The organism is Janthinobacterium sp. FW305-129, assembly GCF_020858115.1.
Classification (GTDB): domain Bacteria; phylum Pseudomonadota; class Gammaproteobacteria; order Burkholderiales; family Burkholderiaceae_D; genus Janthinobacterium.
This window is the reverse complement of the sequence record NZ_JACYMM010000009.1, coordinates 81758-94940: the sequence shown is the minus strand read 5'-3', so window position 1 is coordinate 94940 and position 13183 is coordinate 81758. Positions and strand designations below refer to the sequence as shown.

Sequence of the window (13183 nt, the reverse complement as noted above, 5' to 3'; positions counted from 1 at the left end):
CTTTCTGTAGTAAATAACACGACTCAATGCTTAACGGAGAATGACATGTTTGGACGCTTGATGCCCACTGAGGGCAAGTTTTTTGAATTGTTTAACCAGCACGCGGAATTGTGCGTCAAGGGCGCCAAAGAGATGCTCGGCCTGATGACCAATTTCGACGACCTGGAAAACCGCGTGCATGCGATCGAAAGCATCGAGAAACAGGCGGACAAAGTCACCTACGCCACCGTGGAAATGCTGCACAAGACCTTCATCACGCCGATCGACCGCGATGACATCCATCAGCTGATCACGCGCCAGGACGACATCCTCGACCTGCTGGAAGATGCGGCGCAAACCGTCTCGCTGTACGACCTGAAGGCCGTCACGCCGGAAGCCAAGCGCCTGGCCGAACTGGTGTTGGCCTGTACCGAAAAAGTGCGCGACGCCGTCGCCATGCTGCACAACATGGACAACTCGCGCAAGATCGTCGCCATCTGCGAAGAGATCGACCGCCTGGAATCGGATGCCGACCACGTGATGCGCGCCGCCATGTCCAAGCTGTTCCGCGACGAGCCGGACGTGCGCAACCTGATCAAGCTGAAAGCGATCTACGAAATTCTGGAAACCGTGACCGACCGTTGCGAAGACGTGTCCAATATTATCGAAGGCATCATCGTCGAAAACGCGTAAGCGTTGGGCCTGTCCTGAACCAGAATCAGAAAAGAAACTATAATGACCATACAAATCAGCATCTACGTGCTAGGCCTGTTGATCGTCCTCGCGCTGCTGTTTGACTTCATGAACGGCTTCCACGATGCCGCCAACGCGATTGCCACGGTGGTCTCGACGGGCGTATTGAAACCGCAGACCGCGGTTGCCATGGCCGCCACGTTCAACTTCGTCGCCATCTTCGTGTTCCACCAGCTGACCGTGGCCGCCACGGTGGGAAAAGGCACCATCGACCCGGCCGTGATCGACCAGTACGTGATCTTCGGCGCGCTGATGGGCGCCATCTTCTGGAATCTGTTTACCTGGTACTACGGCATCCCCTCGTCGTCCTCGCACGCGCTGATCGGCGGCCTGGTGGGCGCAGCCGTCGCCAAGTCCGGCACGGGCGCGCTGGTTGCGGCCGGCCTGTGGAAAACCGTGGCCTTCATCGTCATCGCACCCGTGCTGGGCTTCGTGTTCGGTTCCATCATGATGCTGCTGGTGTCGTGGATATTCGTGCGCTCGACGCCGCGCAAGGTCGACAAGTGGTTCCGCCGCTTGCAACTGGCATCGGCCGCGGCCTACAGCCTGGGCCACGGCGGCAACGACGCGCAAAAAACCATCGGCATCATCTGGATGCTGCTGATCGCCGCCGGCTACTCCAGCGCGGCCGATGCCATGCCGCCGATGTGGGTCATCATCTCGTGCTATACGGCCATCAGCTTCGGCACGCTGTTCGGCGGCTGGCGCATCGTCAAGACCATGGGCCAGAAGATCACCAAGCTCAAACCGGTGGGCGGCTTCTGCGCCGAAACGGGCGGCGCCATCACCCTGTTCGTCTCGACGGCGCTGGGCATTCCCGTGTCGACCACGCATACGATCACGGGCGCCATCGTCGGTGTCGGCTCGTCGCAAAAAATGTCGGCCGTGCGCTGGGGCGTGGCAGGCAATATCGTCTGGGCCTGGATCTTCACGATTCCCGCTTCCGCGTTTGTTGCCGCAGTCGCCTGGTGGATTGGCCACCACATCATGTGATGGATAGCCAACGCCAGTAAAAAGGGAGCCTTGCGGCTCCCTTTTTTTATGCGCCGGCCAGTTCCACCGTCAGCCCCTCGCTGGCGAGGAACACCTGCAAGCCGGCCAGGCGGCTCGCATAGCGGCCCATCACGTCGGCAAATACGGCTTCGAGCTGCTCGTCGCTGCGCGTCGGCTCGTGGTGGGTGCAGTACAGGCGCCGCGCGCCGCAGCGCAGGGCCAGGTCGAAGGCGGCGTCGAAGGTGCCGTGGCCCCAGCCCTGCTTGCCCGGGTATTCCTCGCGCGTGTATGAGCAATCCATGATCAGCGCATCGACGCCGGCGACCAGCGCATCGATGCCGGCCTGGCGCTGCGCATTGCGTGCCGCGCAGGCCGCATGCTCGGCGTGGCCGGGCGGATGCAGGTTGTAGAACGGTTCATGGTCGCCGCTGAAGAACAGCGCGGCGCCGCCGCAGTCGATGCGGTAGCCTAGGTTGACGACCGGGTGGTTCATTTCCGCGCCGCGCACGCGCGCGCCGCCCACATCGACGGTGTCGCCGGGCGCCAGCGTGCGGTATTCGATGCTGGCCGCCATGGCCGCTTCGCTTACGGGGAAATAGCTGTTTTGCAACTGCACCGCCATCACGTGTTCGATGCCGCATCCGCTGACGCCGTCCAGGGCGCCATGCAGGCGCATGCGGTTGCCGGCCACGAACAGGGGCGAGAACATGGGCAGGCCGTGGATGTGGTCCCAGTGGCTGTGCGTGATGAAGACATGCGCGTCGACGGGCTGGCCGGGCGGCAATTGCTGCGCCAGCGCGAAAATGCCGCTGCCCGCATCGAGAATGATCAGGCTGTCGTCGTCGGTGCGCACTTCGATGCACGTGGTGTTGCCGCCATAGCGGGCCGTGCGCGGGCCCGGGGAGGGGATGGAGCCGCGCACGCCCCTGAACGTGAATTTCATTCAGTACCTTGTTACAGTGTAATTATTGTTGATTCTATTCTAATTAATGAGATTGGCGGCAACATTTATACGTGTTGCAATATGGCAAGTTATTTCATTTTGTTGTAACTAAGTAATGTACAGTGCGCGGGGTGGCCGTTACACTGGCGCTTGCCCGCTTCCTCTTCCCTTACCTGATCGCCATTCACATGCCTCAGTTGCACCCTGAGAAAATCGCCCACAGACTGGAGCAATTGACCGAACTCAGTGTCGCGCTCGGCCACGGCCTGGGCGGCGAGGGACACGATATCGGCGCGCTGTTGCAGCGCATCGTGCTGCTGGCAAAAAGCATGAGCGGCGCCGATGGCGCCACCCTGTACCGGCCCGCCGCCGAGGGCCGCCAACTGGCGTTCGACATCAGCGTCAACGACAGCCTGGGCATCGCGCAGGGCGCCGACATCGGTGTGCCGGGCGTGCCTCTGTTCGATGGCGCGGGCCAGCCCAACCTGGCATCGGTGGCGGCGTATGCGGCGAACCTGCGCCGCAGCGTGAATATTGCCGATGTCTACCGCGACGAGGGCTTCAATTTTTCCGGCATGCGCGAGTTTGACCGCCACCATGGCTACCATACCCAGTCGATCCTGACGGTGCCCATGAGCGACCACGAGGGCGATTTGATCGGCGTGCTACAGCTGGTCAATGCCAAGGATGGGGAAACGGGGCAGGTGCGCGCCTTTTCTTCCACCGACCAGCGCTTCATTGAGGCGCTGGCCGCGCAGGCTGGGGTGGCGCTGACGAACCAGCTGCTCATTTCGCAGCTGGAAGAGCTGCTTGAATCGCTCGTTACCCTGATCAATATCGGCATCGATGAAAAGTCGCCGTACACGGGGCGGCACTGCCAGTTCGTGCCCGAGCTGACGATGCTGCTGGCCGATGCCGCGCACGCCACGCAAACGGGGCCGCTGGCCGATTTCCGGCTCAGCGACAACGAGCGCAAGCAACTGTGGCTGGCCGGCCTGCTGCACGATTGCGGCAAGATCACTACGCCCGTGCACGTGGTCGACAAGGCCACCAAGCTGGAGACGATTTTCGACCGTATCGCCCTGATCGACACGCGCTACGAAGTGCTGCTGCGCGACGCCGAGATCGCGGCCCTGCGCCAGCAGGCGGCGCAGCCGCAGCAGAAGGACGCCATCGCCGGCGCGCTGGCGCAGGAGCAGGCGGCGCTGCGCGAAGAGCGCGACTTCATCCGGCGCGTCAACATAGGCGGCGAAAGCATGGCGCAGGCCGACCAGGAAAGAGTGCGGCAGATCGCTCGGCGCCGCTGGCGCGCGGCCGACGGCCAACTGTGCGATTTTCTGGACGCCGACGAGACGGAAAACCTGACCATCCGCGCCGGCACCCTGACGGCAGCCGAGCGGGCCATCGTCAACAACCATATCAGCGTGTCGATCCGCATGCTCGAAGCGCTGCCGTGGCCCAAGCACCTGCAAAAGGTGCCGGAATACGCGGGCGGCCACCACGAGCGCATGGATGGCAAGGGCTATCCGCGCGGGCTGACGAAAGAGCAGATGTCGGTGCCGGCGCGGCTGATGGCGATCGCCGACATTTTCGAGGCGCTGACGGCGCGCGACCGGCCCTACAAAAAGGGCAAGCCGCTGTCCGAATCGCTGCGCATCCTCGGCAATTTTAGCCTGAACGGGCATATCGACCCGGAGCTGTTCGACGTCTTCATCCGCAGCAAAGTCTATTTGACCTTCGCTGAAAAGCACATGCATCCGAGCCAGATCGATGCCGTCGACGAGGCGGCCATTCCGGGCTATACCCCGTGAAGCTGCCGCTGGCCTGGCGCAAGCACGGGGCACGGTCGCTGCTGGGCATCGTGCTGACGCTGGCGGCGGCTGTCCTGTGCCTGGCCGGGAATGAGAATATTGCCCGCCTCGACGCCATGCTGGGCGACTGGCGCATGCGGGCCGAAACGCCGCAGCTGGACCGCCGCATCGTCATCGTCGACATCGACGAGCAAAGCCTGGCACGCGTGGGCCGCTTTCCCTGGAGCCGCGACATCCAGGCGCGCCTGGTGAGCCAGCTCACCGGCCATTACGGCGTGTCTGCGCTGGGCTTCGATATCTCGTTTCCCGAAGCGGACACCAGTTCCGGCTACGCCGTGCTGCAAGGCCTGGCGCGCGGCGAACTGGCCGGCGTGCCCGGCTTGCCGGCGCAACTGGAAAAACTGCGCCCGGCCATGGACTACGACGGCCTGTTTGCAGGCGCCATGCGCGGCCAGCCCGTGGTGCTCGGCTACAGCGTCTCGGAGCAGCAAAGGAAGGGCGTGCTGCCCAAGCCCGCCTTTACCGTCGCCGACTTGAACGGGCGCACGGTCACGGCCTACGTGGCGCGCGGCTACGAAGCCAATATCGCGCCCCTGCAGGCGGCCGCGCAGGGGGCCGGCATCTTCACGGCGCTGACCGATGCCGATGGCGTCGTGCGTTCCTCGACCCTGTTGCAGCGCATCGGCGACGGCTATTATCCGTCGCTGTCGCTGGCCACCGTCGCCGTCTACCTGCAGGCGCGCGCCATCGCCCCTCGTTTCACGGGCACGGCCGATACCCTGTCGGCGCGCGAACTGGCCAGCGGCGGCCTCGAACACATCATGCTGTTCACGCCGCGCGGCGCGCTGGCGATTCCTGTCGGCGAAGCCTTGACGACCACGGTGCAGTACCGCGGTGCGGGAGGTCCCGATGGCGGCGCCTTCCGTTATGTGTCGGCTGCCGACGTGCTGGCCGGCACGGTGCCGCCCGCGCTGTTGAAGGGCGCCATCGTCCTGGTGGGCACCACGGCGCCCGGCTTGAACGATATCCGTGCCACGCCCGTGAATGCCGAGTATCCGGGAGTGGAGGTGCACGCCAACCTGATCAAGTCCATGCTCGACGGACGCTTCAAGGCGCGGCCCGACTACGCGCTGGCGCTCGAACTGGTGCAGCTCGTGCTGTTCGGCCTGCTGCTGGCGGGCGCCCTGGCCGTGCTGCCGCCGGCCGGCGTGATGCTGGCCAGCGTGGGCGCGCTGGCGGCCGTCATCGGCATCAACCTGTACCTGTATGCCGTGCACGACCTGGTGCTGGGCGGCGCCGTGCTGCTGTTGCTGATCCTTGCGCTGTTCATCGCCAACCTGGCATGGGGCTATTTTTTCGAGGTGCGCAAGGGCCGCGCGCTGGTGGCCCGTTTCGGCGAATACGTGGCGCCTGAACTGGTGGCCGAGATGGCCGACGATCCACAGCGCTACACGATGGAGGGGGAGAACCGCGAACTGACGGTGCTGTTTGCCGACGTGCGCGGTTTCACGGCCATTTCCGAGCAGCTGGCGCCCGCCGCGCTGCGCGAATACATCAACGCATACCTGACGGCCATGTCGGAAGATATCCGCGACAGCCACGGCGGCACGCTGGACAAATACATCGGCGACGCCGTGATGGCGTTCTGGGGCGCGCCCGTCGCCTTTGGCGATCACGCCAGCCGCGCCGTGGCCAGCGCCCTGCTGATGCAGCAAAGTGCGGCGCGGCTGAACCAGCAGTTTTGCGCGCGCGGCTGGCCGGCGCTGCGCATCGGCATCGGCCTCAATACGGGGCCCATGCATGTGGGCGACATGGGCTCGCGCATCCGCCGCGCCTACACCGTGATGGGCGACAGCGTCAACCTGGCCGCGCGCCTGGAGGGCGCCAGCAAGCTGTATGGCGTGGGCATCGTGGTGGGCGAGGCCACGCGCGCGGCCGCCCCGCAATTCCTGTACCGCGAACTCGATCGCATACGCGTGCTGGGCAAGCAGGAAGCGGTGGCCATCTTCGAGCCGCGCTGCCTGCTGGCCGGCGCCGCGGCGGCCGAACTGGCGCAGATCGAGCGCTGGCACGCGGTGCTGGCCCGGCTGCGCGCGCGCGACTGGGCGGCGGCTGGCGCGCAGCTGGCCCGCTTGCAGGCGGACTTTCCCGACGATGGCCTGTACCGGCTCTATGCGGCGCGCCTGGCGCAATACCGCGACGCGCCACCGCCGGCCGGCTGGGATGGCGTGACGGAATTGCACAGCAAATAGCCTGTCGTCGCGCCGGAAAAAACTGCCATGGCGGCTTTTTTCAGCATTCCCGGCGCGCTGTTTGTTGCGTTGCGATAAAAATCAGGGCGAAATGTTAGAAATTTCTGACTGGAAACTAAAAGCCGTCTAAAATTTGTCTTCAATCCATTGCCGGACACGCTGGCGCCTGCGGGCCGCGCGCTTGTCCTGTTACACAAGAAATCCTTCACATGACATATCGTTTGGTGCACCTGCTTGCGGGTTCCGCGCTGCTGTTCGCCGTCGGCGCCGCCGGCGCCGCTGTTTCCATGGATGAAGCTGCTCCTGCCACGCAGGAGGACGGCGTGCCGCGCTTCGATATCCGCCGCTTCGACGTCCAGGGCAATACCCTGCTCACGTCCGCGCAGGTGCAAGCCTTGCTGGCGCCCTTTACGGGAGCGCAGCGCGATTTTTCCGACATCGCCCGCGCCGTCGAGGCGCTGGAAGGAGCTTACCGCGGGCGTGGCTACAGCGCCGTGCAGGTGCAACTGCCCGAGCAGGAACTGGAACGGGGCGTGGTGCGTCTGAGCGTGCTGCAAACGCCGCTGGGCAAGGTGGCTATCAGCGGCAATGCCTGGGTCGACGAGGCCAACGTGCGGCGCGCCTTGCCGTCTCTGCGCGAAGGCGCGACGCCGAACTTGCCGGCCCTGTCGCAAAGCCTGAAGCTGGCCAATGAAAACCCGGCGCGCAAGATCGAAGTGCGCCTGCAGGCCGACGAGCCGGCGGGCGCCATCGATGCCATCGTCACGGTGGCCGATGACAAGCCCTGGAAAGCCATGCTCAACGTGGACAATACGGGCAATGCGCAAACGGGCAAGACACATGTGGGCGTGGTGCTGCAGCATGCCAACCTGTTCGGCCGCGATCATGTTGCCAGCCTGCAATACACGAGCAGCCTGGAAAAGCCGGACAAGGTGGGCGTGTATGGCGCCGGCTACCATTTTCCGCTGTATGCGCTGGGCGATTCGATGGACTTTTTCGCCAACTATTCGAACGTCGATTCGGGCAGCGTCTCGGCCGGCATTTTCGACCTGGCCGTCAGTGGCCAGGGCAGCATGGCCGGCATCCGCTACAACCAGAACTTTGCCCGCAGCGGCGATTTCGAACCCAAGCTCGTGTACGGCGTCGATTACAAGGCGTACCGCAACAGCGTGCAATTGTTCGGCATGGAACTGGGCGCCGACGTCACCGTGCATCCGCTCAGCGTCAGTTACATCGGCAGCTGGACCGTGCCCACGGGCGAGACCAGCGTGGCCGTCACCTTCGCGCACAATATTCCCGGTGGCAAGCATGGCGCGCAAGCCGATTTCGACCGCGTGCGCGCGCATGCCAAGGCGGCCTATAACACGGTGCGCCTGAGTGCCAGCTTGGGGCGCGTGCTGGATGGCGACTGGCAATGGCGCACGCTCGTCAATGCGCAACTCACGCCGGACGCGCTGGTGCCGGGCGAGCAGTTCGGCGCCGGCGGCGCGGCGTCCGTGCGCGGCTTTGCCGAGCGCGAGGTATCGAATGATTCCGGCGCCAGCCTGAACCTGGAACTGTACACGCCGAACTGGTGCGGCCAGGCGCTCGGTTACCAGTGCCGCGCGCTGGCCTTCTATGACACGGCCTGGCTGCGGCGCAACCATGCGCTGCCCGGCGAAAGCGCGTCGCAAGGCATCAGCAGCGGCGGCCTCGGCCTGCGTTTGCTGTTGAGCCGCTACGCCAATCTGCAACTCGATTACGCCCATGTCGTCAATGGCGGCGACACGGGGCAGCGGGGCGCCAACCGCCTGCATTTCCGCCTCGCCTTGGCCTACTAGCATCAGGATGAACACCATGCACAACCACGTCCAGCACGCCTCCGCTTTCATCCTGACGCCATCCTTTTCATTACCCCATGCGCTACCGCTGCGCCGCACGGCGCTGGCGCTGCTGCTGGCCGGCTGTTTCGGCGCCGCGCAGGCCAACCCCGCCTTGCCGCAGGTGGTCAACGGACAGGCGACGTTCAACCAGCAGGGCAATATCTTCTCGATCACGAACACGCCCAACACCATCATCAACTGGCAGAGCTTTTCCATTCATGCGGGCGAAATCACGCGCTTCATCCAGCAAAACGGCAATAGCGCCGTGCTCAACCGCATCACGGGACAAGACCCCAGCAAGATCCTCGGCAGCCTCGAATCGAACGGCAAGGTCTTCCTGATCAACCCGAACGGCATCGTCTTCGGCCAGGGCGCGAAAGTGGACGTGAATGGCCTGGTGGCATCGAGCCTGGGCATGACGAACGAGGATTTTCTGTCCAGCAAGCGCCAGTTCACGGCGGGGGCCATCGCCGGCGGCGTCGCCAATGCGGGCACGATCAACGCCGGCAAGGGCGGGCAAGTGCTGCTGATCGCGCCGAACGTGGAAAACACGGGCATCATCACGGCGCCGAATGGCGAAGTGATCCTGGCGGCCGGGCGCAGCGTGCAGCTGGCCGATCCCGGCAATCCGCAATTGCGCGTGCTGGTCTCGGCACCGAGCGACCAGGCGCTGAACCTGGGCCAGATCATCGCCCAGGGCGGCAGCATCGGCATGGCCGGCGCGCTGGTCAGCCAGCGCGGCGTACTCAACGCCAACAGCGCCGTCGTCGGCGAGAACGGCAGGATCGTGCTCAAGGCCAGCGGCAAGGCGCTGCTCGAAGCGGGCAGCGTCACCAGCGCCACGGGCGCGGCCGGCAAGGGCGGCGACATCCGGGTACTCGGTGAACAGGTGGGGCTGCTGGGCAATGCGAAAGTCGACGCCAGCGGCGCTGCGGGCGGCGGTACGGTCTTGCTGGGTGGCGACTACCAGGGCAAGAACGCGGCCGTGCAGAATGCGCGGCAAGTACTCGTCGGCAAGGATGCCAGCGTCAATGCGGATGCGATTGTCAGTGGCAACGGCGGCAAGGTCATCGCCTGGGGCAATGAATCGGCCCAGGTGCACGGCAGCATTTCCGCGCGCGGCGGGGCGCAGGGCGGCGACGGCGGCTTCGTGGAAACGTCCGGCCATTACCTGGCCGTCGACGGCATCCGCGTCAATACCAGCGCGGCGCGCGGCAAGCGCGGCAACTGGCTGCTCGATCCTTACGATATCACCATCGTCGCCGGTTCGGGCGGCCAGCTGAGCAACTTCGACCAGTTCGCCGACGCGCCGTCGACCGGCAACGCCAACATCGGCGCCGACCTGATTTCCGGTGCCAGCAGCGACGTCACCTTGCAGGCCCTGCGTCGCATCAATTTCAACAGCGCCATCAACATCACGCAGCAAGGGGTGGGCTTAACGGCGCAGGCGGGCGAGATCATCAATGTCAACGCGCCCATTACCACCAATGGCGGCCATATCACGCTGTCGGCCAACGATGCGGCTGCGGGCCTGGCCTATGGCGTCGGCTCGAACGTGAACCTGAACGCGGCGCTGGGCAGCGGCAATGGCGACGTCAGGCTGTCCGGCGCCGGCGTCACTTTCGGCGTCGGCTCGGTCAATGTCGGTAACGGCAACCTGGTCTTGCGCGCGAATGTCGCCGGTGGTTCCATCGACCTGACGGGTAGCGGCGATCAGCTGCTGGGCAGCGGCGTCACCGGCCAGACGGTGCTGCTGGAGGCGGACAACATCAGCATCAACGGCGCCATCAATGTTGGCGGCGCGGCCGGCAATGCCGGCGTGACCGTGCAGGCGTTCAGCGCGGGACGGCAGATCGTGCTGGGCGACAAGGCCGGCAGCGGCCTGCGCCTGACAAATGCCGAACTGAACCGCATCGCTGCCGGCAGCGTGCATATCGGCAACGCCACCGGCGGCGACCTGACGGTGGAGCAGGCGATCGACCTGGCGATTGTCGCGGCGGGCGGCGGCGTGAAAAACCTGGTGCTTGAAAGCGGCGGCAATGTGCTCGTATCGGACACGCTGGCGCTGCGCCAGGACGGCGGCAGCATCGCCGCCACGGCTGCTGGCCTGCTGTCGGTCGCCAGCGGCGGCGGCCTGTCCGCCGGAGCAGTCAAGCTGGTTGCCGACAATATGAGCCTGGGCGGTGGCGCGCAATCGATAGCGGCCACGGCGGGCGGCAGCGTCAGCCTGAACCGCCTTTCCAGCATGGGCACGATCACCCTGGGTGCGGGGGCGGCGGACAGTGCCAACAGCCTGGGACTGAGCGAAGCGGAATTGAAAACCATCAGCGCCGGTACCGTCCAGGTGGGCGGCGGCAGTTTTGCCGGGGTCGTGAATCTCATGGGCGCGCTGGACCTGGCGTCGCAAGGCGAGCTGAACCAACTTGTGCTGCGCACAGGCGGCAATATCAACCTGAACGGCCCCCTCAGCGTGGCGCAGGGCCTGACCCTGGCTTCCGGCGGCAACATCAGCGCGAGCGGCGCCGTCAGCGTGGGGGGCGACTTCCTGCTCGATGGCGGCCGCTGGGTGCAGAACGGCGCCAGCCTGCCCGGGTTTTCCGCGCGCGGCTTCAGCATTGCGCAGGGGAGTTTCCTGCGCGCGAGCGGTGGCGACGGCGGCTCGTCCTCGCCCTATCTGATCGCCGATATGTATGGCTTGCAAGGCATCGGCAGCCTTGGCCTCGGAGACAGCTATCGTCTGGCCGGCAATATCGACGCCAGCGGCACCGTGAACTGGAACAGTGGCCAGGGTTTTGTGCCGATTGGCGGCAGCGGCAGCGGTTTTTCCGGCGTATTTGATGGCGCCGGATTTACCCTCAGCAATTTGACGATCGACCGCAGCCAGCTGCCCGGTTCGGCGGCTGGCCTGTTTGGCACCGTCCAGGGCGGCACCTTGCGTAATCTGACCCTGAGCGGCGGCAGCGTCGCCGGCAGGGCAAATGTGGGTGCGCTGGCGGGAAATGTTGTCAGCGGTACTATCGACGGCGTGAACAGCAGCATGGCCGTCAGTGGCCAGAGCAATGTCGGCGGCCTGGTGGGCAGCAATGGCGGCGCCATCACGAGATCCGCCAGCAGCGGCGCCGTCACCGGCGTGAATGCCGATGGCGGCGGCGCCATCGGCGGCCTGGCCGGATGGAATGCATCCGGCGCCAGCATCGCGGCGTCGTATGCCACCGGCGTGGTGACGGGCGCGCGCGAGATGATCGGCGGCCTCGTCGGCAACAACCAGGGCGCGCTGAGTCAATCTTATGCCACCGGCAAGGTCAGCGGCGCGCGCAGCATCGGCGGCCTGGTGGGCCTGAACGGCGGCAGTATCAATGATGCGTATGCCAGCGGCGCCGTGGGCCGGGCCGCCAATGCCGATTCCATCTTGCCCTGGGAAAACATGGGCGGGCTGGTCGGTGAAAGCACGGGCAGCGTCAGCCATGTCTTCAGCAGCGGCGCCGTGACCGGCAGCGGCTATGCGGCCGTGGGCGCGGTGGCCGGCCACGTGGCTACCGGTTCGCCGTTCGCCTATGGCTTTTTCAATTATGAAACGTCGCTGGTACTGAGCGATGGCGGCGGCTCCAGCGGCCGAAGCACGGCGCAGATGCAGCAGCAAGGCAGCTTCAACGACTACAATTTCAACAGCGTATGGCGTATCTACGAAGGCTACACGACGCCGATGCTGAAGGCTTTCCTGAAGCCGCTGCAGGTGAACCTCTCGGGCAATGCCGCAGGCAAGGTCTACGATGGCCAGCTGGCAGCCTTCCTCGGTTCGATAGGCTATGTCGGGTTGCTCGACGGAGATACGGGCGTGAATGGCAGCCTCGGCTACGGTAACGCGCGCAACGTGGGCAGCTATGCGGCGACGGGCCTGTGGTCGACCAAGTACGACATCACCATGGGCGGCACGACCACCTTCGCCATCACGCCGCGCGCGCTGACGGTGAGTCTCGGCGGCAATGGCAAGGTCTATGACGGCACCCTGGGCTACGATGGCGCCAGTTTTGTGCTGGGCAATGTGGTGGCAGGTGACAACCTCAGTATCAGTGGCAGCGCCGCCTTCCTCGACAAGAATGCGGGCAGCGGCAAGGCCGTGCATGCCAGTGGCCTGGTCCTGGGCGGCAATGAACTGGGCAACTACAGTCTGGCCGCGACCACGCTGGAGGGCACGGCGGACATCACGGCGCGCTTGCTGAACTATGGCGTCACGGGCGCGCAGAGCCGTGTCTATGACGGCAGCTTGCAAACCGGCCTGAACGGCTACTTCGAAGGCCTGGTGACGGGCGATCAGGTCGCCATGGCCGGCTTGCTGGGCAGTTTCCGCGACAAGCATGCCGGTACTGGCAAAGTGGTCGATTATCAGGTGGCGACGGGCCACCTCACGGGTGCCGACGCGGGCAACTATGTGCTCAACGGAAATGCTGGCAGCACCACGGCAGACATCACGGCGCGCACCCTGAATGTGAGTTTTAACGGCATCAACAAGACCTATGACGGCACGACGGGCGCGCAAGTGAACTTTGGCGACGACCGCCTGCAGGGCGACGCCTTGAGCGTGAGCGGCAA

General features: G+C 65.0%; 7 protein-coding genes. 6 read left to right on the top strand and 1 reads right to left on the bottom strand.

Features of this window, described 5'->3' with window-relative positions:
• Positions 1-45 precede the first annotated feature (45 nt).
• Positions 46-672 (top strand): DUF47 domain-containing protein, encoded by a 627-nt coding sequence (locus IGS61_RS18935; RefSeq protein WP_010400015.1) that lies wholly within the window; start codon positions 46-48, stop codon positions 670-672.
• A 39-nt stretch (positions 673-711) separates the two neighbouring features.
• Complete coding sequence (locus tag IGS61_RS18930) at positions 712-1725, top strand: inorganic phosphate transporter (RefSeq protein WP_230541237.1); 1014 nt, start codon at positions 712-714, stop codon at positions 1723-1725.
• Between the two features lie 46 nt (positions 1726-1771).
• Here the strand turns inward: IGS61_RS18930 and IGS61_RS18925 are convergent, their stop codons facing one another.
• Positions 1772-2668 (bottom strand): MBL fold metallo-hydrolase, encoded by an 897-nt coding sequence (locus IGS61_RS18925; protein WP_230541094.1) that lies wholly within the window; start codon positions 2666-2668, stop codon positions 1772-1774.
• Between the two features lie 188 nt (positions 2669-2856).
• Here IGS61_RS18925 and IGS61_RS18920 point away from each other — a divergent pair, with 188 nt between their 5' ends.
• From IGS61_RS18920 to IGS61_RS18905, 4 genes are all read left to right on the top strand, one after another.
• The gene (locus IGS61_RS18920) at positions 2857-4479 is read left to right on the top strand and encodes a GAF and HD-GYP domain-containing protein (RefSeq protein WP_230541093.1); all 1623 of its coding nucleotides are present in this window, start codon (positions 2857-2859) and stop codon (positions 4477-4479) included.
• The gene (locus tag IGS61_RS18915; RefSeq protein ID WP_230541092.1) at positions 4476-6731 is read left to right on the top strand and encodes a CHASE2 domain-containing protein; all 2256 of its coding nucleotides are present in this window, start codon (positions 4476-4478) and stop codon (positions 6729-6731) included. Before IGS61_RS18920 ends, IGS61_RS18915 begins: the two co-directional genes overlap by 4 nt.
• A 209-nt stretch (positions 6732-6940) precedes the next feature.
• Positions 6941-8551: a ShlB/FhaC/HecB family hemolysin secretion/activation protein gene (locus IGS61_RS18910; protein ID WP_230541091.1), complete on the top strand. Its 1611-nt coding sequence runs from the start codon at positions 6941-6943 to the stop codon at positions 8549-8551.
• Between the two features lie 16 nt (positions 8552-8567).
• Positions 8568-13183: beta strand repeat-containing protein (locus tag IGS61_RS18905; protein ID WP_230541090.1), on the top strand; the 4616-nt coding region annotated here is incomplete at its 3' end.

Coding starts and splice junctions, on each gene's coding strand:
- IGS61_RS18935 (WP_010400015.1), top strand. CDS start 46: ATGTTTGGACGCTTGATGCCCACTGAGGGCAAGTTTTTTGAATTGTTT.
- IGS61_RS18925 (WP_230541094.1), bottom strand. CDS start 2,668: ATGAAATTCACGTTCAGGGGCGTGCGCGGCTCCATCCCCTCCCCGGGC.
- IGS61_RS18920 (WP_230541093.1), top strand. CDS start 2,857: ATGCCTCAGTTGCACCCTGAGAAAATCGCCCACAGACTGGAGCAATTG.
- IGS61_RS18910 (WP_230541091.1), top strand. CDS start 6,941: ATGACATATCGTTTGGTGCACCTGCTTGCGGGTTCCGCGCTGCTGTTC.